The organism is Pseudomonas sp. 24 E 13 (assembly GCF_900004715.1).
GTDB classification, from domain to species: Bacteria; Pseudomonadota; Gammaproteobacteria; order Pseudomonadales; family Pseudomonadaceae; genus Aquipseudomonas; species Aquipseudomonas orientalis_A.
Window position 1 is genome coordinate 20,045 of the sequence record NZ_CVTO01000090.1, and the last position, 23,837, is coordinate 43,881.

The 23,837-nt window shown below is 56.2% G+C and carries 21 protein-coding genes and 1 pseudogene; 4 read left to right on the top strand and 18 right to left on the bottom strand.

Annotated elements, in window-relative coordinates:
• Window positions 1-35 precede the first annotated feature (35 nt).
• From BFP90_RS05805 to BFP90_RS05815, 4 genes are all read right to left on the bottom strand, one after another.
• On the bottom strand, window positions 36-1,376 hold the full coding sequence (locus BFP90_RS05805) for an MFS transporter (protein ID WP_065892874.1): 1,341 nt from the start codon (window positions 1,374-1,376) through the stop codon (window positions 36-38).
• 48 nt (window positions 1,377-1,424) lie between these two features.
• Window positions 1,425-2,699 carry an OprD family porin gene (locus tag BFP90_RS05810; RefSeq protein WP_065896212.1) on the bottom strand — a complete coding sequence of 425 codons (1,275 nt, stop codon included), beginning with the start codon at window positions 2,697-2,699 and terminating at the stop codon, window positions 1,425-1,427.
• Between the two features lie 74 nt (window positions 2,700-2,773).
• Window positions 2,774-3,274, bottom strand: coding sequence for a flavin reductase family protein (locus BFP90_RS27115; RefSeq protein WP_083203169.1), 501 nt, complete (start codon window positions 3,272-3,274; stop codon window positions 2,774-2,776).
• A 75-nt stretch (window positions 3,275-3,349) separates the two neighbouring features.
• On the bottom strand, window positions 3,350-4,822 hold the full coding sequence (locus BFP90_RS05815) for a 4-hydroxyphenylacetate 3-hydroxylase family protein (RefSeq protein WP_065896213.1): 1,473 nt from the start codon (window positions 4,820-4,822) through the stop codon (window positions 3,350-3,352).
• Between the two features lie 448 nt (window positions 4,823-5,270).
• Here BFP90_RS05815 and BFP90_RS05820 point away from each other — a divergent pair, with 448 nt between their 5' ends.
• Complete coding sequence (locus BFP90_RS05820) at window positions 5,271-5,948, top strand: GntR family transcriptional regulator (protein ID WP_065896214.1); 678 nt, start codon at window positions 5,271-5,273, stop codon at window positions 5,946-5,948.
• A gap of 18 nt (window positions 5,949-5,966) precedes the next feature.
• Here BFP90_RS05820 and BFP90_RS05825 read toward each other — a convergent pair whose 3' ends face one another.
• The 6 genes from BFP90_RS05825 to BFP90_RS05850 form a co-directional block, all read right to left on the bottom strand.
• Entirely contained in the window at window positions 5,967-6,872 is a 906-nt protein-coding gene (locus BFP90_RS05825) for a SphA family protein (protein ID WP_176718019.1), read from the bottom strand.
• A 59-nt stretch (window positions 6,873-6,931) separates the two neighbouring features.
• On the bottom strand, window positions 6,932-7,468 hold the full coding sequence (locus BFP90_RS29050) for a cupin domain-containing protein (RefSeq protein ID WP_065896215.1): 537 nt from the start codon (window positions 7,466-7,468) through the stop codon (window positions 6,932-6,934).
• Window positions 7,469-7,518: 50 nt separating this feature from the next.
• Window positions 7,519-8,631, bottom strand: coding sequence for an alcohol dehydrogenase catalytic domain-containing protein (locus BFP90_RS05835; RefSeq protein WP_176718020.1), 1,113 nt, complete (start codon window positions 8,629-8,631; stop codon window positions 7,519-7,521).
• 430 nt (window positions 8,632-9,061) lie between these two features.
• On the bottom strand, window positions 9,062-10,429 hold the full coding sequence (locus BFP90_RS05840) for a glutamine synthetase family protein (protein ID WP_065896216.1): 1,368 nt from the start codon (window positions 10,427-10,429) through the stop codon (window positions 9,062-9,064).
• Window positions 10,430-10,497: 68 nt separating this feature from the next.
• Window positions 10,498-11,898 (bottom strand): aspartate aminotransferase family protein, encoded by a 1,401-nt coding sequence (locus BFP90_RS05845; RefSeq protein WP_065896217.1) that lies wholly within the window; start codon window positions 11,896-11,898, stop codon window positions 10,498-10,500.
• A gap of 184 nt (window positions 11,899-12,082) precedes the next feature.
• Window positions 12,083-12,868 (bottom strand): SDR family NAD(P)-dependent oxidoreductase, encoded by a 786-nt coding sequence (locus BFP90_RS05850; RefSeq protein WP_065892881.1) that lies wholly within the window; start codon window positions 12,866-12,868, stop codon window positions 12,083-12,085.
• 95 nt (window positions 12,869-12,963) lie between these two features.
• Here BFP90_RS05850 and BFP90_RS05855 point away from each other — a divergent pair, with 95 nt between their 5' ends.
• Entirely contained in the window at window positions 12,964-13,869 is a 906-nt protein-coding gene (locus tag BFP90_RS05855) for a LysR family transcriptional regulator (RefSeq protein WP_065896218.1), read from the top strand.
• Between the two features lie 240 nt (window positions 13,870-14,109).
• Here the strand turns inward: BFP90_RS05855 and BFP90_RS05860 are convergent, their stop codons facing one another.
• From BFP90_RS05860 to BFP90_RS05885, 6 genes are all read right to left on the bottom strand, one after another.
• Window positions 14,110-14,868 (bottom strand): SDR family NAD(P)-dependent oxidoreductase, encoded by a 759-nt coding sequence (locus tag BFP90_RS05860; protein WP_065896219.1) that lies wholly within the window; start codon window positions 14,866-14,868, stop codon window positions 14,110-14,112.
• A gap of 366 nt (window positions 14,869-15,234) precedes the next feature.
• Window positions 15,235-16,845: a gamma-glutamyltransferase family protein gene (locus BFP90_RS05865; RefSeq protein WP_065892884.1), complete on the bottom strand. Its 1,611-nt coding sequence runs from the start codon at window positions 16,843-16,845 to the stop codon at window positions 15,235-15,237.
• A gap of 23 nt (window positions 16,846-16,868) precedes the next feature.
• Window positions 16,869-17,648, bottom strand: a complete 780-nt coding sequence (locus BFP90_RS05870; RefSeq protein WP_053256191.1) for an amino acid ABC transporter ATP-binding protein — start codon at window positions 17,646-17,648, stop codon at window positions 16,869-16,871.
• 2 nt (window positions 17,649-17,650) lie between these two features.
• Window positions 17,651-18,427, bottom strand: coding sequence for an amino acid ABC transporter permease (locus BFP90_RS05875; RefSeq protein ID WP_065896220.1), 777 nt, complete (start codon window positions 18,425-18,427; stop codon window positions 17,651-17,653).
• A 12-nt stretch (window positions 18,428-18,439) separates the two neighbouring features.
• Window positions 18,440-19,249 carry an ABC transporter substrate-binding protein gene (locus BFP90_RS05880; RefSeq protein ID WP_065896221.1) on the bottom strand — a complete coding sequence of 270 codons (810 nt, stop codon included), beginning with the start codon at window positions 19,247-19,249 and terminating at the stop codon, window positions 18,440-18,442.
• A gap of 77 nt (window positions 19,250-19,326) precedes the next feature.
• Window positions 19,327-19,995 (bottom strand): GntR family transcriptional regulator, encoded by a 669-nt coding sequence (locus BFP90_RS05885; protein WP_065896222.1) that lies wholly within the window; start codon window positions 19,993-19,995, stop codon window positions 19,327-19,329.
• A gap of 429 nt (window positions 19,996-20,424) precedes the next feature.
• Between BFP90_RS05885 and BFP90_RS05890 the strand changes: the two genes are divergently transcribed.
• Both BFP90_RS05890 and BFP90_RS05895 read left to right on the top strand, forming a co-directional pair.
• Window positions 20,425-21,486, top strand: a complete 1,062-nt coding sequence (locus tag BFP90_RS05890; RefSeq protein ID WP_065896223.1) for an aromatic ring-hydroxylating oxygenase subunit alpha — start codon at window positions 20,425-20,427, stop codon at window positions 21,484-21,486.
• Between the two features lie 29 nt (window positions 21,487-21,515).
• Window positions 21,516-22,466, top strand: coding sequence for a PDR/VanB family oxidoreductase (locus tag BFP90_RS05895; RefSeq protein ID WP_065896224.1), 951 nt, complete (start codon window positions 21,516-21,518; stop codon window positions 22,464-22,466).
• Window positions 22,467-22,472: 6 nt separating this feature from the next.
• Here BFP90_RS05895 and BFP90_RS05900 read toward each other — a convergent pair whose 3' ends face one another.
• A complete protein-coding gene (locus BFP90_RS05900) occupies window positions 22,473-23,186 on the bottom strand; it encodes a GntR family transcriptional regulator (RefSeq protein WP_065896225.1) in 714 nt (237 codons plus the stop codon).
• Window positions 23,187-23,472: 286 nt separating this feature from the next.
• A pseudogene (locus BFP90_RS05905) lies at window positions 23,473-23,837 on the bottom strand (acetyl-CoA C-acyltransferase); the annotation flags it as partial.

A 23,837-nucleotide genomic window follows, 5' to 3' on the forward strand; every position in this document is an offset into this window, starting at 1 on the left:
ATCGAATTGTTAGATATATACTTCCGGTGTGACTATCAAACAACAGAAGGCGAGTCGATAGATTTCTTGACCCTCACCACTGCCGGGGACAGTGCAAATAGCGTGAGCACCGCGCCGGTCAGCCCCAACATCGCGATGCCGATAATTCCAAGGTTCAAGCTCCCGGTTACGGTCTTGATGTAGCCCAGAATCGGAGGACTAACGAAGCCTGCGACGTTACCCAGCGTGCTGATGAATGCGATCCCTAATGGGGCCGATTTACGATCCAGATATCCAGGCGGTAGTGACCAAATCAAAGGCCCGCTCGCCCCCGTGCCGAAACTCGCCACGGCGAAGAAGAACAGCATCCAGGGAAGCGTTTGAGCGATGGTTCCTGCCACTAAACCAAAGCTGATCAAACCAAAGCAAAACACGAGATGCCACCGTCGCTCACGTAACACGTCTGAGCTCCAGCTTAGTGCGATAGCCCCCACAAATCCGAAAAGCAGGGGAATCGCAGACAGGAAACCGACATCCACAAGGGAGTTCACACCAGAGTCCTTAACGATCGTGGGAAGCCAAAAAAACAACAGGTAGTTGCTGCATGCCGCGGTAAAGAACAGGTAAGCCACTAAATAGTTAACGGGGTTACAAAGAATGTTCCTCATAACGCCCTTGGAGTGCTGCTCCTCAGGGATTTCGTCCTTTGCCAGGTCTTCCTTCACCAGTCGTTTTTCATCATCCGTCAACCAGGTCGCGTCGTCGGGGCGATCACGCAGTACGAAAAAACATAGGATACCCAGCAAGCAAGCCGGCGCACCTTCGACGACGAACACCCATTTCCATCCTGATAGCCCTCCCACCCCGTCCATATAAGTGATGATCCAACCGCTTAATGGAGACGCAATAGAGCCAGCTACCGCGTTGGCAACAAAAATAACTGCCGTGACGCGAGCCCTCATAGATGAAGGAAACCAGAACGTCAGATAGAGAATGATGCCGGGTAGAAAGCCCGCCTCAAAAGCTCCCAGCAGCAGACGCAGGGTGATGAGATGAGAAACGCTGGTAACAAATGCAGTGGCGACCGTCGCTAGCCCCCACAAGAACATGATGCGCAAAAAAGTCCGTCTGGCGCCCCATCTTGCTAACAGTGCATTACTCGGCATTTCACACAATGCATAGGTAATGAAGAAAGCACCGGCTGCAATCCCGAACCACGTAGCATTGATGCCAAGCTCCTCACTCATCTGCAGCTTGGTGAAGCCTAGATTGATTCGATCAATGAAGGCCACGCCGTAGCAGATAAACAAGAAAGGTATTATGCGCCACCAAATTTTGCGGTAAGCGGTTTTGCGCTTGATCGCTATTTCAAGCTGCAGCTCAGTTGACACGGTCATAACCTTCTCCACCTATTATTTTTAAATTGGGCTGGTACAGGTCGCCTGCTACCAAAGGCTCATCGTGTAATCGATATTGATTCGCGTTTCATTGTCATCGCGCACGCTGGCGGCGCTGGAGAAGTCATTTCGGTATAGAGACTGCCTTGCACGCACACTTACGCCTTTTAGGCTGCCTTGAAACGCGTAGCTGAGTTCAAGGTATCGCTCACTTTCAGTAAGACCTTGACCACCGAGAGTTGGCAGCTCGATATTGGAGCCCTTGATGTATCGAGTCGTTGCTTTGAGACCCGGCATGCCGAATGAGGCGAAGTCATAGCTGTAAAGCGCCTGCCAAGAGCGTTCTTTGGGGTTGAGGAACTCAGAACTAAGAAACCCCTCACTTACAACCAGCGGCTCAGTACCCGCCAGATAGGGCATCGCGGTATCACCATTAAGTTGCATGTATCCAGCACCGAAGCTTTGCGCACCGTAGGTATACGTGAACATGATCCCGGTATTCTTATTATCGACCTTACCTGCGCGGCCCTGGCCGCTTTCATCAGTCTGGTAAAATCGAAAATCTGTTTTCAGCTTGCCCCCGCCAACTTGCCAAAAGTGCTCAAACCCGAGGTAGTTTTTCTGGTAGATATCTTCCAGCTCGGCATAGAAATACTTCAAGTTCAGCGCAGGGGTGATCTGGTAGTCGCCCCCCATGAAAATAAATTTGTCTGATTCGGCGGTGGGTATGAAGCGACGGTTCGGCGAAGCCACTGACATTTTCTGGTAGTCAGTTGAATCCCGATAGTTGATGCGATCCAGATACCCTGCATGCAGACTAAATTTATCAATGTCAGTGGAGCGGATGTAGGCCCCTCGGAACGTCTGAGGAAGAAGTCTCGTTGGGCTGGCGAAAGCAATGGGGAGAAACGTTGATATTGAGCCTACCTGCAGCTCGGTCTTCGACACCTTTGCTTTAGCGGTAAGGCCCAACTCTGAATACTCATCAGACGCTCTGTGAGTGACCGCATCTCGAGGTAAAAGCCCGGTACCAGAACGATCAGGCGACGAGTCGAGCTTGATGCCCATCATTCCAACTGCGTCAAGCCCGAAGCCAACGACGCCAGGCGTGAATCCGGAGGTAAATCTCAATATGCCCCCTTGCGCCCATTCCCGAGCGGCGCTCTGTAGGGTTGTTCCTTTGTAATCGCGATCAAAATAGTAGTTGCGCAGCGTAACTGTGGCTTTGCTATCTTCAAAATATCCCTGCGCGTTGGCAATGCCGCAAATCGAAAATGCGATGGGTAATGATGCCCACCCAAGAACGTTTTTATAATCGTTCATCTGACGCCCTATCTTGTTTTTATATTATTCGCCGTTAAAAACTGTTCGCAACAATACTGATATTAACTACAAGGTTACGCCTCCAGTGGAATATGTTTCCCCCTCCAATGCAGTAAAGGGGACTTATCGAAGACGCGACTTCTGGTAACCCGACCAATGAAGATTGTGTGATCCCCGCCGACGACCATTTTTTCTACCTCACACTCCAGCCACGCCAGACAGTTATCTATGAGCGGTAAACCGTGCAGACCAGGTGTGGATGAAACTGTCGCAAAACGATCTATTGGCTTGCAGAAATCTCTCGAAACATCCTCTTGATCAGAAGCGAGAATATTTATCGCGAAATGCTTTGCCCTCTGAAACTTCGGGAATGAAAAAGACTCGGTCGTAATACTCCATTGAATCAACGGAGGATTAAGAGAAAGGGAGCAAAAAGAACTAACGGTCATTCCGTATGGTCGCCCCTGCTCATCAAGAACCGAAACTACAGTTATTCCCGTGACAAATTGGCCCACTGCGCCTCGGAATTCAGTTGTACTAACTCCAGGTGCCACGCCGATATTGAGCTGCGTCATATCCGACCTCGAATAATAAAGTCTTGGATTTTAAGTAATTAGATGCGGACTTTTTTGCGCCCGTTTACAGTGTCATTACAGGTACGAGACGGGCTCTGGATTGCCTGCCAACTGCAACGCTTGGTTCACCAGACGAATAGGATTCGGATCCTTGGAGCTCAAATAGTTCATTGCAAGGTTTCGTACCGGGTCCCCAGCGTAATAACGCTCATACTGCACAAGCCTCTGACCAAACGCCTCCCCTGCAAGATCCCAAGCCAATTTAAACAGCTTCACGCGCTCCAGAGATGGCATTCCATCAGCGCCCTGGTAGTAAGCATGCAGATCATCTGCAATTTCCGACGCCTGGAAGTCCGCAGCGCTCGGCATCAGCATGAAGCCACCTGCACCGATCGTTTGCAGCACCTCAATCACCCGCGGATAGGCAGTAGGCAGCATGGTTCGAATGGCCTGTAGTGGTGCGAGATTAGGCTGGAGTGTTCCACGAGACGTCCGCTGGGCCTCAACCTCTGCACGCACCAACGCACTCTTGACCTGCTCAATATAACCAAGGCATTCGCCCAACATTTGTTGAACGTGAAGGAATTGGTCAGCTTTGATGGAGCGCGCTACGGCCATCGCAAGCCCGACGGAAAACTGCATCTTAACCAATGCACGGGTATTGGTTTGATGTGCCGTGTGATTACGCACGCCGGTAGTGGCGTAGAGACGGTTAGAGAGCTCAACATTTCGGTAGCAGAAAACACGCCCCCAAGGCACAAACACATTGTTGAATACCAGCAGAGAATCGTTTTCTTCAAAACGCGTTGAAAGCGGGTGATCGAAGCTCGTGCGCCCTTCAACATAGTAAGGGTCGCGACAGATTTGTCGAAGGCCTTCAATGTGGGTCGGCACCGCAAATACCAACGCATGATCTTCGTCACCTGCTTTGAAGGATGGCAGGTTGTACATAACCATTTCGTCTGACACCGGCCCCAGCGTGGCAATCATCCGGGCTCCGCTTACGTAGATGCCTTCAGCACTTTCGCGTACAACCCGAAGGTGCATGTTGCCCATTTGCGAAGACTGCTTAGAACGATCATTTTGCGGCGTAATCAGTGCATGACTTAAGAACAGATCATTGTCACGGATATATTCGTAGTAACGCTCGACGTTGTCAGCGTACTGCTGCCCACCCTCGGCGAAAGTATCGCGTGCCTCCCAGAACGCCAAGAGAGTTACGTTCATAAAATCAGGAGAGCGGCCCATTAGCCCAAAATTGGTTTCAGCCCACACTTTGTATGCTTCACGACGCTTAGTCAGATCCTCGACGTTTTGCGCAGGATGAAACGCCATCCCCGCACGTTGTCCGGTGGAGGGGACAACATAAGTCACTTTATCTTGAAGCTCGGGATTATGCTGCGTGTCGTAAAGCTCGGCTAATTGCTTGACTGCGCCGCTGAATGCAGGGTGGGTCGTAACATCACTAACTTGGACCCCATTTACCCACACGTCGCGACGATTTTCTTTAAGGCCAGCTATGAACTCTTTACCAGAACGAATACCCATTGGACTTTCCTTATTTTTATTAAGTCGAACGAAACTCTGCCAAAAAAGGCCTGCTTTTGTGCATACACATCATATATAAAAATTGGCGCGCAATTAACTTGACGTGCGGGGATTTCTTGGGGGAAGTGGGATTTGAATAAGCAAGCTTAAGTAAGCCTCGCGCTCGAGGATGGGCTGCGATCGAGCCGTAGCTTGGGCAGCTATATGGGGCAGTCGCAAGGCATTGCTCATACCTGAATACTCCGCGTGGCAGTTCATCTGCTTTTATATTTCTTATTTGGCATGCTAGCATGCAAGTGGTTGTTGTCAACTGATTTACGTTCAGTTACGCGACCGTTGCTCGCCACGAAAGCCGTCCTGGATCTGCATCCCTTGTAGATCAAGCCTTTGCGCACTAAAGTGGACGAATGCGCACTCCCCTCGATTGCACCTCACCTACCGAAGACCTATGCATACGCCAAACAAAAAATTCGCGATCTATCAAGAAATCTTGCAGCGCTTGCTAACCCGCCGCTATCGCTTCGGCGAGAAAATTTTCGTGAAGGAAATTGGCGAATCGACGGGAGTCAGTCGGCAGCCAATAATGACCGCACTGAACAGCCTGCAAGAGCGGGGATTTGTTCAAATCATTGCACAGGTTGGCTGCCAAGTGGTGCAACCGAGCCCAGATGAGGTTGCTGATTTCTATCGAATGTTCGCCAATACCGAAGGCCTGATCGCAAGCCTTGCAGCAGAGCGCGGAACGCCTCTGGAGGTCGCAAGGCTTCAAGAGTTGAATGAGCAAATCGCACGGATCAACCCAGCCCACAGTGACGCCTCGGAGAGCTATAGAAACCTGAACGTTGACTTCCACCGGCTTCTCCATGCGATGGCACGGTCACCTATCGTGTCGACACGGCAGATGGCCAATTTCGAACTGTCAGACTTTTTCATCGTTCAAAGTTGTGGCTTTCAGGCGCACCTGCCTGACGTAACCGGCGAACATGACGAGATAATCGCAGCGCTGAGCACCCGCAACGACAAACAGTGTAAAAAGGCGGCGATGGCGCACATTGACAGCGTATCAAGGCATGTTATCGAGGCAATGCAGCGCCTGCACAGCGAGGAGATGGCTGCCACGGTTTGAGCCGTAGCAGCCACGTGCTTATAGTGGAAACGCAGCTTCAAGCCAGACCGAGTCACCCTGAGGACCATTTTTCACATTGGTCTCATGCAGCCATTTGAGCACCACACCGGTGTTCTGGTTGAATGAGTAAAACAGCTGAGGGCCCACACCCACCTTTCTCAGCCGATTGCCCCCAGGTAAGTTGTCGCCGCTGACATTATCATCCGACATCTGCTTAGTATAGTACCCAGCCAAACCAAACTGAAGTTTTGGCATAGAGGGAAAGCGGTACCCCAATAAGTAGTCGACATTAAACACGTTGCCGGAGCGGTAGTCTGTATCCTTGTTTCGCTCATTGAATGAATAAGTGGGCGCCAGAGAAACTTCCCAGTCCGGATGCGGGAACCAAGTCAGCGCAAACTCTGAAATATAAGTTGTGTAATTTGGCGTAGTGTTGGCCAAATCATTCTTATCATAGCCTCCCAAGGGTTTAAAGACACTGACGCCGGCGAGCAGATGAAGATTAGGGGCCGGAGAGTAAAGCACGTTCAAAGGACTGATATAGGTCTGCCGCATCCCCGTTTTAGAATCGGACGCTCCTCCGGCCTTTATATTTACGTGTCCCCCAGTACCAATAATTCCGCTTGTGAATCGAACACCTGATTCAGTTTGATAATCCCAGGTATGAACGAGACGTATCGCCTGAATATAATTTTCCAAATTGAACCCTGGAACGCTGGAGTGCCCGGAGTTATCTTTGTAATTTCCAGCATGATAATAAACAGTATAACTATAGAACTCGGTTTCTCCTGGGCTCGGCATCAAAGCGGGTACAACGGTTTGCACACCCAACGGCCAGGTTGTATCACCCCGTTCCGTTGCTATGGCTAAATTCGCTGCGCAGGTAGCAGCCACAGATACGCACAAAAATGCATACGCTTTCATAATCAATCTCACTTTTTTGTTATTGGATGTGGATTGTTCGGATTTCTAAACAGGAGTATTTATTGCTTATTGGTACCTACCAAGACAAACGCTAACGTAGCAGGAACATCACCTTGGTTTCTCCAGGCGTGAATATTCCCTTGTTGAATGATGACGTTATGCTTTTCTAGCTTCACTGTGACGCCATCGTCGAGCTCAAGCCAAATGGTACCTTCAAGCACGACGCCATAATCAACTGTCGGGGTCGAGTGCATTCCTGGTCGTTCGGGATCAAAATGATCCACCATCCCTGTCAGATGCTTTTGTTGCTCGGCAAAAGCAGCCTGATGACTGAAATCCGGATGAGCAAAAATCGAGTCCGGAGGAAAGGTGACGATTTCAAGTCTCGTTTCCCCAGGCCCAGGAACAAACGAACTGCTCACCGAGATTGTTTCATCTCTACCACTAGAGAGTTGCTCTGATGTTGTCGTACCCCAAACCAAGGCGGTAGAAAAACCAGGTACATGTTCGTAGTCGTGAGAACGTGGTACCGGTCCATCATTCAGAACAACCGAACGGCCATCGACCGTTCCTACCACTAAACGCCTAATTGTCATAGATCACCTCTGAAATAAGACTGGCGCAGCTCGATGCCGCGCCAGTTCGATTAATGGCCTGGCGTTACAACAACGTTCGTGAAACCACCTTTACGGTTTTCCAAGGCGTCCAGAGCGTCATTCACTTCAGATAGCGGGAAAACCTCTTGATCAAATTTTGTCAAATCGAGCGTACCGGCAGCCGCCATCTCCGCCATGTCCTGACCTTCTGCAACCGTGAACCATAGCGAACCGATGATGCTGATCTGGTAGCACATCAGCTGGAACATTGGCACGGGCAAGTCTTCAGACATGCCCCCAATGTCGACCATACGCCCTCCCCTACGAAGCGATTTGATCCCGTCGACGGTGATTTGATGGGGAGCTCCGGGGCCGACTGCATCGATGAAAACGTCGGCGCCCAGGCCTTGGGTATGCTCGCGAACCCATTCATCAACAGGCCGTTCTCCGAGAGAAAGTACGTGCACGCGAGACGGATCCAACTGGCGGACTCTTTCGAGCAGTTCGCGGTTACGGGCCATGCCGAGCACTTTCGTTGCTCCCATAGCGAGCGCGAGCATCACAGCTCCAACCCCCAACGTTCCCGAAGCGCCATTGATCAATACTGTCTGCCCAGAACCTACATTCGCTTTGCGCAATGCAGAGTAGGCAGTGCCGAGATAACCGAAACGACAGCCTTGTTCGAAACTGATGGATTCCGGGAGCTTCACGAGCCCGTTGACAGGCGCCGTCATGAACTCGCAGAAGCCACCATAAGGGTAATCTTCAAACACTCGTTGCGAGCCAGCACCGAAGCCAAAATATCCTTGGAAGGTGAATGCGGTGCAGTTAAGGTGCTGACCTCGCAAGCACGCGTGGCAAGACCCGCAGCTTCGGCCTGGGTTGACGTATACACGATCGCCCGGCTTAACCGAATGCACTTGGCTACCTACTGCCTTGACTACCCCGGAGGCATCTAAGCCATAGATGGCTGGCAATTTAGGCAGGGGAAGATAGGGGAACCACTCAGGATAACGCTCGATAACGTTACGCAGGTTAGGGACAACGTTGCAGGCTTTAACGTGCAGCAACACGTCCGTTGGCCCAATAGCAGGAATGTCGATTTCGTCGATCACAAAGGTCGGGCCGACATTGTGAAGTCGAGCTGCTTGCATTTTGCCCATGATTTTATCCTTATTAGGTGAGCACACACATGTACTCCTGCTAGCCACAGAAGGAGCTGTAGGTTGGTACGGAACTGATAAGAGTCGTTCGGAGACAAGCCCAGAGCACTAGGGCTGCTGATCTGGGGGGCGCATTCGCGCCTTGGGGATGGTTACTGCACAAGCCAATGGAACGTGGGTATACGTTTTCATTAGGGGCATCTTCAATTTGTTGTTATGCCCAAATACTGCACCTTTGAATGCTAGCATGCAAGATCAATTTGAGACTTTTCTCACCCCGTTCGTATGCGTGATTAGATCCGAGCCGCGGGCATACGACCTGCGGCTCATAATGATGAGTCACTGCCAAATGCGCAGGATGTGCTGTAGGGATCTTAGTTGTCAGCTAGTCTCCAGCAATCCATTTTAAGACGCGTTCACGGGCTACCATTTATGCGTGAGTGAGGTACCAGCGCCAGTCCTGTTCCCCGACTTCCGCATTGAATGCACGGAACTCGCGCCACTTGATCGCCAGGAATACCTTGAGGAATTCAGCGCCCAGCGCCTCGCGTGCCCAGGTTGAACGTTCCAGTGCCTGCAACGCTGTCAGCCAGTCTGTGGGTAGAAAATCGGTCGCCTGTTCATAGCCATTGCCCACAATCGCCGCGCCCGGATCGCTTTCATGAGTGATGCCGTAGTGAATTCCCGCAAGTACTGCGGCGGCGGCGAGATAGGGGTTGGCATCGGCACCGCAAATGCGGTGTTCGATGTGGCGACTGATTGCAGGGCCGCCGGGCACGCGGAATGACACAGTGCGATTGTTAACGCCCCAACTTTTGGCCAGCGGCGCGTAACTGCCGGTCTGGAACCTGCGATATGAGTTGGCATGGGGGCAAAATATCGCCAGCGAGTCAAACAAGGTCGCCATCATCCCGCCGATGGAGTGACGCAATAGCGGCGTACCCTGGGGGTCTTCGCTCGCATACAGGTTGTTACCCTGCTCGTCGGCCAGGCTGACGTGCAAATGCATACCGCTACCGGCCTGATCGCTGAATGGCTTGGCCATGAAGCACGCTTGCAGCCCGTGTTTGTTGGCCACCCCTTTGACCAGGCGTTTGTAACGTACGCCTTCATCAATGGCCTGGAGTGCGTCGAAACGATGTTCCAGCGTCAACTCGAGCTGGCCCGGCGCGTACTCGGAGATCGCCGTACGCACAGGCAAACCCTGTAGCGCGCACGCTGCGTAGAGATCATCAAGAAACGGTTGAACCTGCTCCAGTTCATAGACGCCGTAAACCTGCGGAGCAACAGGGCGTACGCCATTGGTTTGCGTCGCAGGCTGCGGTCGTCCATTGACGTCACGCTTCTGGTCCAGCAGGTAAAACTCCAACTCAACGGCCATGACCGGATGGAATCCATCGGCTTTGAGCCGCTCGATGGTGTTCACCAGCACATGGCGCGGGTCGGCGGGCGCGGCGGGAAGCCCCTGGGTCGGGTGCATGCTCACTTGCACTTGACCGGTGGGTTGGGTGCGCCAGGGTTGCAGGGTCAGGCTCCCCGGCAAGGGATAGGTCCAGCAATCAGCGTCAGCGACATCCCAGACCAGGCCAGTCTCGTCTACGTCCTCACCCTGCACGGTCAAGGCGAGAATGGAACTTGGCAGCGGCCGACCATTTTCGTAGATCGCCAGTAGCTCGTCGCGATGCAAGAGTTTGCCCCGTGGAACACCATTGGCATCAATAAGAAACAACTCGATGCTCAGCACTTCAGGGTGAGCGGCCAGATAATCTACGGCCTCTTTTTTATCAGCAAATTGCATGTCAAACCTCTTAGCGCTCATTCAAGCGACTTGGCAGTATTTGAAAAAGATGGGCTTCAGACGTCCAGTCATGAAGGGATGACCCTGGCACCAGTCAGCGCAAGCAGCGTGGTCAGTGCGCTATCCAACTCACCGATCAGCCTGTCGACATCCGCATGGCTTGTTTGCGGACAGCACAAGGTCATGTTGTGAAAAGGCGTGATCAGGATGCCGCGATTGATCAAGTACAGGTGCAGCGCCATTTGAAGGCTGTCATGAAAAGCCGCCTCGGCTTGCGCACCGGTTCTGGGCGAGGTAGCACAGAATTGAAACTCACAGCGAGCCCCCAACTCTGTGACGGACCAATTCAACTGGTGCTGCTTGAACAAGTACCGAAGTCCCTGAGCCAATCCCGAGGCAAGAGGCAACATATGTTGGTAGGCGGACTCTGTCATGACCTCTTCGAGGCTGACGCGCATGCAACGCATCGCCAGCGAGTTGGCCGACAGCGTGGTTCCCATACCGCTGTGGCCATGCCCGTGACTCTCTTCACTGACCGTTTTCTGCACATCGAGCATGGCCAGGGCAACCTGCTCGGTTACGCCAAACACCGCGCAAGGTATGCCTCCCGCGATGGGTTTACCCACCACGAAAAAGTCGGGTTTCAAATCCCATTGGCGGGTGCATCCACCCAGGCCTGTGGAAATAGTGTGGGTCTCATCAATGACCAACAGGCTGCCGTATTTGAGGGTCAACTCTCGGCACTTCTGCATGAAACCCGGATCGGGCAGGACCATGCCTATGTTCGTCATCGCCGGCTCGCACATCAGCGCGCACACATCGCCCTGGGCTAAAGCAGCTTCCAGTGCGTCCACATCGTTGAAGGGGATGGATCGACTGTATTGAGTCAAGTCGTAGGCCTGGCCCACAAGACCTGCACGGGGCACTGTTTTACCGTCGCGGCAGCGCACCATGACGTCATCCACGGTACCGTGATAGCAGCCGTCGAACACCAGCAAGACGTTGCGTTTGGTAATCGCGCGCGCCCAGCGCAACACATAACGATTGGCGTCCGTCGCAGTGGCGGTCACCTGCCAGTAAGGCAGCCCGAATCGCTCAGCCAGCAACTCGCCGCAGACCACCGCGTCTTCGCCAGGCAGCATCGTGGTCAAGCCATTATTGGCCTGCTCGGCTATTGCGCGAGCAACAGGATCAGGTGAATGACCAAACATCGTGCCGGTGTCGCCCAGGCAAAAATCTATGTACTCATGACCGTCAACATCGGTGAAGCGCGCCCCTTTGGCACGCTGGACGAAGAGTGGCGAAGGCATCGACCAATCGCTCATCCAGTGCATGGGCACACCGTTGAACAGATTCGCCTTGGCGCGTTTGGCAAGCCCTATTGACGTTGGGTTGTTTTCTATAAAACGAGCACGCTCGGAGGCGGTAAAAGCAGCAATCGCTGATTCACTAATTCCACTTTTCGACATGATCAACACCCTATGTTAATTACAAAAAATCAGTTAAAAATCCGTGCCGCTCAGAGAGGAACTGTCCAACACCGCGTTCATGCTTGTCGGCGCATGACGGTGCATTAATACGGCTCGGCGAACTTACTCATTCTTCGAAAACATCGCGCTTTTACAGCGCGCAGTGATAGCCCCGTTCTTGACGTCAGGCGTGAGGGGATTTGTTCTCGACCAGACAATTCCCGCCATCCACCACCAGGACTTCACCGGTGATGTAACTGGCGTCAGGCGACGCCAGAAATGCAACAGCCGCCGCCACTTCGCGGGGGTTGCCCGAGCGCCCAATCGGGGTGAAACGCCCCGCCTCTGTTTCGGCTGGCGTGGTGGAGCCGGTGGTGATCCATCCCGGAGCCACGCTGTTTACGGTAATTCCCTGTTTGGCGACTTCAAGTGCGAGCCCCATGTTCATACCCACCATCGCGGCCTTGGCGGCGCTATAAGCGGCTTCACCAGGATTGCCGCACCGGGTGCCCGTGGTGGAACTGATATTGACAATGCGCCCATAACCTCTCGCCTTCATGCCAGGCAAAACAGCGCGGGTCAGAAGAAAAGCTGTAGTTAAATTTCTGGCCAGTGAAAGATTCCACTCATGCAGTTCCATTGTTGCCAATTCCGAGAAAACCTCAGGGCTTCCTTGCATGGCCATACCGGCATTATTCACCAGAATATCGACCCGCCCCCAGACTGACTCTGCCCATAGGCCGAATTCACGCACCTGACTTTCATCAGTGAGGTCAGCGGGTCGGCCTTCAACGTCGAACCCTTCAGCGCGCAGCTCTTTGACCCGATCCAGAATACGAGCGCTGCTCGCAGTGATGATCAACTTCACTCCGGATGCACCTAGCCTGCGAGCGATGGCCATTCCGATCCCGGCTTCACTTCCGGCACCGCTGACGAGTGCAACATGCCCTCTAAATTGCGTATCCAACATGGTGTGCCCACGTATTTAATTTGAAAGAGAGTAGAAACTAGGCGAATAAATCTGATACATAAAGACGATCATCATCAGAAAATTTGACAACACCTATGGCGTTTACCAGTGAGTCACTTAAAATTTTCCTCTCGGTCATCGACAGCGGATCCTTTTCGGCGGCGGCGCGAAAATTAGGCCGGGTCCCCTCCGCCATCAACATGGCGGTGTCGCAGCTTGAAGCCGAGCTGGATTTGTTGCTTTTTGACCGATCAACCCGCAAAGCCATTCCTACGCCAGCCGCCAAGGCACTCGAGCCCCAGGCACGACAGGTCGCCAGCCAACTGAACCTGCTGGACGCCCATGCGCTGCAGCTTCATCAGGGGTTGGAAGAGCGCTTGGTCCTTGCGATGGCGCCGGAGTTGCAAACAGGCATCTGGAATCGTCCGCTGTCCACTATCGCCAGGGAGTTTCCCACGCTGGAAATCGAGATTCGCTCCGCATCCCATCCGGAAGCGATGCGCATGCTCCATGAAGGGCGTGTGCAATTGGCGCTTGGGTTCGAACGGCCAGGGCTTGATGAGCGCGAGACATTTCTTGAGGCAGGGAGCCAGTTGTTAGTCGCGGTTGCTGCTCCGGATCACCCTGCGGCCGCTGGCAAAAAAAGCCCCTTGAGTGAGGAGCAACTGGTCAATGTTCGGCAGATCATCGTCGCGACCGGAGGACCTGCAGACTCTGACCCACGTGTTGTGCTGTCGCGGCGGATTTGGCACAGCGACAATTATCTGGCCACGCTGGACCTGGTGCAGCAAGGACTGGGTTGGGCTTATCTTCCAAAATCGCTGGTACACCCTCTCATCACGTCAGGCGCATTGACGGAGGTGGTGTTTGACTACATGCCGAGTCAGATGCGGCTATGGGTCGATATCATCTGGGTAAAAAACCGGCCCCTGGGACTGGGCGCGCTTCGTTACCTGAGCCTGATACGCGAAATTGCGGAGGGCGAACCTCGTCGTATTTGATGAGTAAAAGTGCACATTGAAGCTGGCGGCGGGGTCCAGATGCGGCCCGACGGTTGGCTCACAAGAGTGACTTTCGCCATCCATCACGCAGCCATCGCCAAGTGCGATGGCCTCCTCACCAATGCCTTCTAGATGCCTGTGCTACCCCGCCCATCAAAGCGCAGCCTGGAGACGACGGTTATCGGCCACTGTCATAGCGCCCCCTTGGGTATCGCTCCCATCGGCATCAATGGGCCACTGTCAGTTTCCAGCGGAGACGCCGCAATCAATCGCCATGTCCGCGCCAGTGATGGATCGCGCACCGGGTTGGGACAAGAAAAACGCCAGCTCGGCAACCTCTTCCGGCTGGATAAATCGGGCTCGGGCACCTTGGGGGTACTTGTCCAACAGATCCTGATAGTAGGCCTGAGGGTCTCCCTGCCCATATTGAGTGGCTTGAAATTTGAGCATTGGGGTTTCGATATCACCTGGGGAAATAGCGTTGCAGCGCACGCCAAAGGGTGCCAGGTCCAATGCCAGGGTTTTTGTCAGCAGGGTCACGCCGCCCTTGCTTGCGCAATAAGCTGCGGCGTTTCGATTGCCTTGCCGGCCGGCATCGCTTGAAATATTCAGGATCGAACCCTCTGATAATTTCAGATGGGGAATAGCGGCTGAACACATGAAGAACGTTGCCTTTAGGTTTACGTCCAGAACGAGGTCGAAATCCTCTTCGGTAAACGCTTCAACCGGACCTTCGCGCCATACTCCCGCAGCGTTGATCAATACATCCAGTCGGCCCATCGCCATAACGGCTGCATTAACGGCTGCAGCACACACAGCGGGTTGGCGGATATCACCGCAAAAAATGCCTGACACCTGATATTCAACCTGTAAATCTGCGAGCTTTTTCGCATCCAGATCTGTTGCGAAAACCTTGAAGTCTTCATTTAAAAAACGCTCAACCAGCGCGCGACCAACACCACCGGCTGCGCCAGTGATCAGTACAGTTCGAGGGGCCATGGAACCTCCTGCCAAGATAGAGTTTAAGAACGTATAGGGTTCATCCAGACTCAAAGAGTCTTGTTCTCGACCAAGCAATTTCCACCCTCCGGGCTCCCTTGCATGGACATGCCGACGTTGTGGAGGTGGAATTTAGGCGCTTTTATCTGATTGAAAAAAGACGACTGATATCAGAGAAATTGACAATTCCATGGTATTTACCAGCGAGGTAATAAGGATGTCGAGAATCAGATAGCAGATGGAACAGAGGCCTGAGTTGTGAGGTTCAATCCTTGCTCCAACGAGCACCAACCCGCCGCAGCGAAGATCGAACAACTCATCAACCCCATCGGTACTATCCGTCTGGCTCAGCGCTTGTGTAGCCGCTCACCAGACCGCGATATGCGAATCCGCCCGTGGCTCAGTGCCCCCGCACAACACGCCGGTGACCGGGTCACGCAGGATGATCTGCCCACGCCCGTAGTCGGTCAGGTCGCTGTCGGTCTGTACCTTGTGCCCGCGCCGCGCCAGCGCATTGACCAGGTCGCGCGAAGCTCCATGTTCGATGCCGACCTTCATGTCGCCCAGCCATTGCCAGCGTGGCGCGTCCAATGCCGCCTGGGGGTTGAGGCCGAAGTCCACCAGATTCATCACCATCTGCACATGGCCCTGGGGCTGCATGTAGCCGCCCATTACGCCGAACGGTCCAAGGGCCTTACCGTCCTTGCTGAGGAAACCCGGGATGATGGTGTGGAAGGTTTTCTTGCCCGGCGCCAGGCAGTTGGCATGCCCCTCATCGAGGCTGAATTCCTGCCCGCGATTCTGCAGGGCGATGCCGCTGTCGGGCAGCACCACGCCGGAGCCGAAGCCGTGGTAGTTGCTCTGGATGAACGAGACCATATTGCCTTCGGCATCCGCGGTGGCCAGGTACACCGTGCCGCTGGCGTGAGGGTCGCCGGGCTTGGGTGGCTGGGCCTGCTCGCCGATCTCGCCACGGCGGCGGGTGCTGTAGTCGTCGCTGAGCAGGTCGGCCACCGCCACTCGCATGTGCGCCGGGTCGGTGATGTAGTGCAGGCCATCGCTGTAGGCGAGCTTCATGGCTTCCAGCTGGCGGTGCCAGGTTTGCTGGCTGTCGCGGTGATCGAAGCTGAAGCCTTCGAGGATCTTCAGCGCCATCAATGCGACCAGGCCCTGGCCGCTGGGCGGGATTTCCCAGACATCCACGCCGCGGTAATTGATGCGGATCGGCTCCACCCACTGCGCGCGGTAATCCTCGAGGTCGCTGGCGCGCAGATAACCACCGCTGGCCCGCGAATGTGCATCCAGGCGCTCGGCCAAGGCACCGCGATAAAGGCTTTCGCAGCGGGTGGCGGCGAGTTCTTCCAGGGTACGAGCCTGGGCCGGGTTGCGGAAAATCTCGCCCGCCTGGGGCGCGCGTCCTTCAATGAGAAAGGTGTCGAACCAGGCTTGCAGCACTTCGTCGCGATGCGGGCTGAATTCGTTCAAGGATATCTGCCATTGATGGGCAACCACCGGCGACAACGGGAAACCGTCGCGTGCCAGGCTGATGGCCGGCTGCAGCAAATCGGCAAACGGCAATTTGCCGAAGCGTTGCGACAGTTCGGCCCAGGCCGATGGGCAGCCCGGCACAGTGACCGGCGTCCAGCCATACAGCGGCATCTGCGCATGCCCGGCCGCCTTGACTGCCTCGATGCTCAAGGCGGCCGGTGCGTGGCCATTGCCGTTCAGGCCATGCAACTGCCCCTTGCACCAGACCAGGGCAAACGCATCGCCGCCAATGCCGCAGCCAGTGGGTTCGACGACGGTGAGCGCCGCCGCCGTGGCGATGGCGGCATCAATGGCGTTGCCGCCTTTTTGCATGATCTCGATACCGGCCTGGGCTGCCAGCGGCTGGGATGCCGCGACCATGCCGCGACGGGCAAACACGCTTTGGCGTTGCGACGCATAGGGGTATTCGTGAGCGGAAAATTTCAACATGGCAAAGGCTCTTCAAAAAAAGGTCATAACACGCGACTGAGAAACGCCCGGGTCCGCGGATGGCTGGGGTGGCTGAAAATCTGCTCCGGCGGCCCTTGCTCGATCAATTCGCCCTGATCGAGTACCACCACGCGGTCGGCCACTTCACGGGCAAAGCCCATTTCGTGGGTGACCACCACCATGGTCATGCCCTCCTCGGCCAGCTCCTTCATCACCTGCAGCACTTCGCCGACGGTTTCCGGGTCGAGGGCACTGGTGGGTTCGTCGAACAGCATCGCCTGGGGTTTCATCGCCAGCGCACGGGCAATCGCCACTCGTTGCTGCTGACCACCGGAGAGCATCGACGGATAGTGGCTGGCCTTGTCCGCCAGGCCGACCCGCGCCAGCAAGCCCCGGGCCTGTTCCAGCGCCTGGGCACGCGGTACGCCGAGCACCTGGATCGGTGCTTCGATGATGTTTTCCAATGCAGTCATGTGCGGGAACAGGTTGAAGCGCTGGAACACCATGCCGATGTCGCGGCGCTGACGGGCGATGTTGCGCTCCGAATCACGCACCAGGCTGCCATCGGCGCGTTCGCGATAGCCCATGGCGCGGCCGTTGACGCGAATGCGCCCGCCCTGGATGTCTTCCAGCAGGTTGATGCAGCGGATAAAGGTGGTCTTGCCGGAGCCGGAGGCGCCGATCAGCACCACTACTTCGCCGCGCCGCACCTGCAGGGAGATGCCCTTGAGGATCTGCAACTCGCCGAACGACTTCTGGATATCCTGTGCGTCAATGATCAGCTCTTCACTTTGGTGCGCCATGGTTAACGTCCCCTCAGCAGTTTCAGGGTGCTGCGACCGAACATGCGGCTGGCGGCCGGAGGTGGCGCCGAAGGTCGATCGGACTGGCCGAAACGGTGTTCAAGCCAGCGTTGGAAAAAGCCCCACAGCGTGGTCAAGGTCAGGAAGTAAATCGCGACGACCAGGTACAACTCGAATACGCGAAACGTCGCCGAGGTCACCATCTGCGTGCTGAGCAACAGCTCCTGCACCCCGATCACACTCACCAGCGTGGTGTTCTTGAGCATCACATTGAACTCATTGCCCAACGGCGGCACGATCACCCGAAACGCCTGGGGCAACACGATGCGCCGCATCAATTTGCCGAACCCCATGCCCAGGGAACGCCCGGCTTCGTACTGGCCCTTGTCCACCGCGCCGATCCCGGCGCGGATGATCTCGGCCATGTAAGCGCCTTCATTCAGGCCCAGAGCAATGATCGCCGCCTGGATATTGCCGGGGATGATCAGCCCGAACAGATCGATGTCCTCGAAGCGGAAGATCCCGCCCGCCGCCAGCGCCGTGTACAAAAACACGATCTGTACCAGCAACGGCGTGCCGCGCATCAGCCACACGTAAAGGCGTACCGGCAAGTGCAGCAGCGGGTTCTTCGACAGGCGCAACAGCGCCGCCGCCAGGCCCAGCGCACAGCCGAGCAGCATCGCCAGCACGCTGATCAGGCACGTCAGCCACAGCCCGGTGAGGTAGACCCCACTGGGTTGCAGCAGGTATTGCCAGAACACATCCCAATTGAAATTCATCGTGGTAGAACCTCAGTCCAGTGTGTCGCTGCTGACATGCCATTTGTTGAGCAATTGCACATAGCTGCCATCGCTGCGCATGTCGCTGATGATCTGCTGCACGGCGGCGGTCAGTTGCGGGTCGTCTTTGCGCATGCCCAGGCCGGTGAGGATGCGGCTGAATGCAGGCACCCCTTCCTGGAACAGCTCCGGGGCCATCGCCGCGTAGTAACCGGCGGTTTCCACGGTGGTGCCGTAGGCGTCGACCTGGCTGATGCGCAGCGCCTGGAACGCATCGGTGTCGGTGTTGTAGACCACCAGTTTCATCGGTGGCTTGCCGGCCTTGGCGAGGCTTTCGTTCTGGGTGTCGAGCAGGGTCTTGATGGTAGAGCCGTTGAGCACCGCCACCTTGTGCGTGGACAGGTCATCCAGGGTCTTGATGCCTTTGGGGTTGCCCTTGGGCACCACCACCGCCTGGCTGGAATACATGTAGTTGACGATGTCGATCACCTGGCGGCGCTCGGGTTTGTCGAACAACTGGTCGACGATCATGTCGCACTGCTGGGCAAGCAGCGCCGGTAGCAAGCCGGAGAACGGAATCACCCGCCACTGCACCTGCTTGTCGCCCAGCCGTTTGGCGATCTCAAGCCCCAGGTCAACCGTGAGCCCGCGCGGTTTCTGGGCTTCGTCGAAAGAGACCAGGGGGGGTGAATCCATCCCCGAGCAGTAGGTGAGTTTATTGATCTTTTGCAGACGCTCCGGCACTTGGGGCGTGGCAACCGCCCATTGTGTGCAGAGACCCAGGGTTACAGCCACCAGCAAGGCGCGGCGTTGTTTATGCATGACCAGACACTCCACTTCGTTAGATAAAGGGGGCAGGACTAAAGTCAAAACACGGACGGGTCAGGACCCCGTCTCTCTTATTTTCTCGATTGCAGAAATTGAATCAGCAGCGGCACGGTGCTTTCGATGTGTTCGCGTACCACAGCTTCGGCACCGGCGGCGTCACCGGCGCGAATCGCGTCGAGGATCACCGCATGTTCCTGGCGCGCGCTGAGGGGTTTTTCGCTGTGCTGCAGCCACAAGCGCATGGGCGCTTCCACCAGCGAATACAACGCCGAAATCTGCTTCAGCAAGCGTGGCCGGCCGCTGAGCCCGCACAGGTATTCGTGAAAGGCACGGTGGCAACGGACCCACGCGGCGCTCTCGTCTCGGTAGTCATCCATCTCGTCCAGCAGGCGCTCCAGAGCCGCCATCTGGCGCTCACCGATACGGCTGACCGCGACGCGAACTGCAAGGCCTTCAAGTGCGCTACGCATCTCGAACACCTCGTGCAGCTCCGCGATATCCAGGCCGCTGACAATGGCACCGCGATTGGGCCGCAGCGTCACCAGGCCCTGGGCATCCAGGCGGCGAAATGCCTCACGCACCGGCATGCGGCTCATGCCGATCTCGCTGGCAATATCCTCGGCGATCAGGCGATCGCCTTTGCGGAAACGACCGCCGCAGATGGCGTCGAGGAGGAAGTTGTAGGCCTCCTCCTCGGCAGTGAGGGGCTGGCGGTCAACGTAAGCGGGGGCAAATTGCATTGGCAGCCTCTTTGTATTTTTGTATCCAATTATCCACAAATACAAATGCATAACGCGTGCCAACACCTCCCACAGAGCATTACTCATTGATTTAAATGAAGTCTTTCGTTCGGGTGGGGAAAATTGCGCAAAGCGGGTAAAGAGATTTGCTACCAAATGACGCAGTGACTTTCAATTTTTGCGCAAAAAAGTAGCGGATGTCCGGTGAAGGGCCCGGTGACGCCCGATGATCTACACAGAGTATTTTTGGCAGGCCTTTTTGCCATGAGCGCACCAGGCGCCTCCCAATCAATGGATCCAGTAAAATCGCACTGATCGATAATCGCCCAAAATAACCTTAAAACCACAGACTAATACATTGACTCACAACAGCTCTGGAAATTTAATGGATCCATTAAACAAAAATAATTAATCAGCCAGAGAATTGCCATGTACCCCAAAAACACTTGGTACGTTGCCTGCACACCCGATGAAATCGCCCAAAAACCCTTGGGTCGGCAGATCTGCGGTGAAAAAATGGTGTTTTATCGTGGTCCGGAAGGCCGCGTCGTCGCCGTCGAGGACTTCTGCCCCCATCGCGGCGCACCGCTTTCACTGGGTTATGTCGAAAATGGCAACCTGGTGTGCGGCTATCACGGACTGGTCATGGGGGCCGACGGCAAGACCGTTGAAATGCCCGGGCAGCGGGTGCGTGGTTTTCCGTGCAACAAGACCTTTGCCGCAGTTGAACGCTACGGTTTTATCTGGGTATGGCCCGGCGATCAGGCGCTTGCCGACCCAACGCTGATTCATCACCTGGAGTGGGCAGTGAGTGACCAGTGGGCGTACGGCGGCGGGCTGTTTGATATCCAGTGCGATTACCGCCTGATGATCGACAACCTGATGGACCTGACCCACGAAACCTACGTCCACGCTTCCAGCATCGGCCAAAAGGAAATCGATGAAGCGCCTCCCGTCACCACGGTTGAAGGCGACCAAGTCATCACCGCCCGACACATGGAAAACATCATGGCTCCGCCGTTCTGGCGCATGGCCCTGCGCGGCAACAACCTCGCCGACGATGTGCCGGTGGACCGCTGGCAGATCTGTCGCTTCACCCCGCCCAGCCATGTGCTGATCGAGGTGGGCGTGGCCCACGCCGGCAAGGGCGGCTATCACGCAGCGCCCGAACACAAGGCGGCAAGCATCGTGGTCGACTTCATCACCCCGCAGACCGAGACGTCGATCTGGTATTTCTGGGGCATGGCGCGCAACTTCAACCCTCACGATGAGGCGCTGACCGCCAGCATTCGCGAAGGCCAGGGGAAGATTTTCAGCGAAGACCTGGAGATGCTTGAACGTCAGCAGCAGAACCTGCTGGCCCACCCGCAACGCAACCTGCTCAAGTTGAATATCGATGCCGGCGGCGTGCAGTCGCGCAAGATCCTGGAGCGACTGATTGCCAAGGAACGCACCCTCGAACCACAGCTGATCACGACCACCACCGCCTGACCGGCGCGACAACTCTGCGAGGACCGAACATGATCGATGTGGTGGTGGTATCCCGTAATAACGAAGCCCAAGACATTTGCAGCTATGAACTGGCCAGGGTCGATGGCCAGCCGCTGCCCGCCTTCAGTGCCGGCGCGCACATTGACGTGCATCTGCCGGACGGGCTGGTGCGCCAGTATTCGCTGTGCAATCACCCCGAGGAGCGTCATCGCTATCTGATCGGCGTACTCAACGACCCGGCCTCTCGCGGCGGCTCGCGCAGCTTGCACGAGCAGGTACACGAGGGCGCCCACCTGACGATCAGCGAACCACGCAATCTATTCCCCCTGGCCCATGAAGCACGACGCAGCCTGCTGTTCGCCGGCGGCATCGGCATCACCCCAATCCTGTGCATGGCCGAGCGCCTGGCCCATGCAGGTGCCGACTTCGACCTGCATTACTGTGCCCGCGCCAGTGAGCGTGCGGCGTTTGTACAGCGGCTCAAGGCGTCACCGTTTGCCGAGCGCGTGTTCCTGCATTTCGATGAGCAGCCCCACACGGCGCTCAAGACAGCCGAGGTGTTGGCTGCGCCCGCAGACGATGTGCACCTGTATGTCTGCGGCCCCGGTGGTTTCATGCAACACGTGCTCGACAGCGCGCGGGCGCAAGGCTGGCAGGAGAACTGCCTGCATCGCGAGTACTTCTCCGCGGCGCCAGTGGACAACAGCCTCGACGGGAGCTTTGCGGTGAAGCTCGGCAGCAGCGGCCAGGTCTTCACGATCCCCGCCGACAAGACCGTGGTCCAGGTCCTGGAAAGCCAGGGCATCGAGATTGCCGTGTCCTGCGAACAAGGGATCTGTGGCACCTGCCTGACCCGCGTGCTGGACGGCATCCCGGAGCACCGCGACCTGTTCCTCACCGAGCAGGAACAGGCGCTGAACGATCAGTTCACGCCCTGCTGCTCACGCTCGAAAACCCCACTGTTGGTGCTCGACATCTGAACCGTGTCACGACGCGGGCAAAATCACCTTCATGCGCGCGTCGGCGGTGGCTGAACTGAAGATCTCGGCATAACGCAACGTCGCATTGGCGTGTTCGCGCATGATGGCTTCGGCGCGCGCGCCCTGGCGATTGACCAGGGCATCGAACACCGAGTGATGCTGCATGTGGGCATAGTTGAAGCGCCGGTATTCACGGGCCATGTCCTCACGATCCACCGCCAGCGCGGTCACCGATGCGAAGGGCAGGTGATCATTGCGTGCCAGCGCATCGGTGATCGCCGGGTTGTGGCTGCCCTCCACAATGACCTGGTGAAAGCGCATGTTCAGGTCGTGGTAAACCTCAAGGTCATCTTCGGTCACGTAGCCTTTGTCGAACAGTTGGTCGCCTTCCACCAGGCAGCGCTCCAGCGCCGCACGCGCCGCGTCGCAAAGACCATGCTCGGCGGCTTGCCGCGCAGCCAGGCCTTCCAGCACACCGCGCACTTCGACGGCGCCGGCAATGTCACTGGGGCTGACCGACCGCACCTGATAGCCGCGCCCGCCAAACGGCACCAGCAGCCCTTCCTGCTCAAGGGTACGAAAGGCCATGCGCACCGGCATGCGCGACACACCAAAGCGTTGCGCCGTAGGGATTTCCATCAGGCGCTCCCCCGCCACCAACTCCCCGCTGGCAATCATTTTGCGCAGTGCAACCAGCACCAATTGACCGGGCTTACTCATCCAGGCAACTTCCAGAAAACGTGACCTGCCATAGTACCGCAAGCATCCGATCCCGTCAGACGAACGCCAGTGCGGCGCGCGCCCCCTCTATGGCACCCAGGTGTTGCGCCAGCCCTGCTCGGTGAAAAAACCCTTGATGATGGGCGTCAGCAAAGGCGCCAACCGGGCGGCCACCTCTTCGGGCCTTGACGGTGCACGCATCTGCACACGCTCGATTGCATATCGCGCAGGGGCGCCTCATAGCTCCACATCGGGACGCCTCATCGACTAAAAAAGAATCACGTACTCATGCGCGAAAAGCAGGGTTCTCGATCAGCAGCGCCATGCCCTGCCCGCCGCCCACACACGCCGCGGCAATCCCGTAGCGCAGGTTGTGCTGACGCAGTTGTCGGGCCAGGGACATGACCAGGCGCAGGCCAGTGGCAGCCAGTGGATGCCCCAGTGCCAGCGAGCCGCCCTGGACGTTGAGGCGGGTGCTGTCCAGCTCAAGTTCATGGGCCACCGCCAGCACTTGGGCGGCCTGGGCTTCGTTGATCTCGAAGCGGCCGATGTCATCCAGACTCAACCCGCTGCGTTGCAGCAGCAGACGAATCGCCGGCGCCGGGCCGATGCCCATGAACTCGGGGGCCACGCCGACCACCGCGCTGGCCA

Coding starts and splice junctions, on each gene's coding strand:
- BFP90_RS05805 (WP_065892874.1), bottom strand. CDS start 1,376: ATGACCGTGTCAACTGAGCTGCAGCTTGAAATAGCGATCAAGCGCAAA.
- BFP90_RS05810 (WP_065896212.1), bottom strand. CDS start 2,699: ATGAACGATTATAAAAACGTTCTTGGGTGGGCATCATTACCCATCGCA.
- BFP90_RS27115 (WP_083203169.1), bottom strand. CDS start 3,274: ATGACGCAGCTCAATATCGGCGTGGCACCTGGAGTTAGTACAACTGAA.
- BFP90_RS05815 (WP_065896213.1), bottom strand. CDS start 4,822: ATGGGTATTCGTTCTGGTAAAGAGTTCATAGCTGGCCTTAAAGAAAAT.
- BFP90_RS05820 (WP_065896214.1), top strand. CDS start 5,271: ATGCATACGCCAAACAAAAAATTCGCGATCTATCAAGAAATCTTGCAG.
- BFP90_RS05825 (WP_176718019.1), bottom strand. CDS start 6,872: ATGAAAGCGTATGCATTTTTGTGCGTATCTGTGGCTGCTACCTGCGCA.
- BFP90_RS29050 (WP_065896215.1), bottom strand. CDS start 7,468: ATGACAATTAGGCGTTTAGTGGTAGGAACGGTCGATGGCCGTTCGGTT.
- BFP90_RS05835 (WP_176718020.1), bottom strand. CDS start 8,631: ATGGGCAAAATGCAAGCAGCTCGACTTCACAATGTCGGCCCGACCTTT.
- BFP90_RS05840 (WP_065896216.1), bottom strand. CDS start 10,429: ATGCAATTTGCTGATAAAAAAGAGGCCGTAGATTATCTGGCCGCTCAC.
- BFP90_RS05845 (WP_065896217.1), bottom strand. CDS start 11,898: ATGTCGAAAAGTGGAATTAGTGAATCAGCGATTGCTGCTTTTACCGCC.
- BFP90_RS05850 (WP_065892881.1), bottom strand. CDS start 12,868: ATGTTGGATACGCAATTTAGAGGGCATGTTGCACTCGTCAGCGGTGCC.
- BFP90_RS05855 (WP_065896218.1), top strand. CDS start 12,964: ATGGCGTTTACCAGTGAGTCACTTAAAATTTTCCTCTCGGTCATCGAC.
- BFP90_RS05860 (WP_065896219.1), bottom strand. CDS start 14,868: ATGGCCCCTCGAACTGTACTGATCACTGGCGCAGCCGGTGGTGTTGGT.
- BFP90_RS05865 (WP_065892884.1), bottom strand. CDS start 16,845: ATGTTGAAATTTTCCGCTCACGAATACCCCTATGCGTCGCAACGCCAA.
- BFP90_RS05870 (WP_053256191.1), bottom strand. CDS start 17,648: ATGGCGCACCAAAGTGAAGAGCTGATCATTGACGCACAGGATATCCAG.
- BFP90_RS05875 (WP_065896220.1), bottom strand. CDS start 18,427: ATGAATTTCAATTGGGATGTGTTCTGGCAATACCTGCTGCAACCCAGT.
- BFP90_RS05880 (WP_065896221.1), bottom strand. CDS start 19,249: ATGCATAAACAACGCCGCGCCTTGCTGGTGGCTGTAACCCTGGGTCTC.
- BFP90_RS05885 (WP_065896222.1), bottom strand. CDS start 19,995: ATGCAATTTGCCCCCGCTTACGTTGACCGCCAGCCCCTCACTGCCGAG.
- BFP90_RS05890 (WP_065896223.1), top strand. CDS start 20,425: ATGTACCCCAAAAACACTTGGTACGTTGCCTGCACACCCGATGAAATC.
- BFP90_RS05895 (WP_065896224.1), top strand. CDS start 21,516: ATGATCGATGTGGTGGTGGTATCCCGTAATAACGAAGCCCAAGACATT.
- BFP90_RS05900 (WP_065896225.1), bottom strand. CDS start 23,186: ATGAGTAAGCCCGGTCAATTGGTGCTGGTTGCACTGCGCAAAATGATT.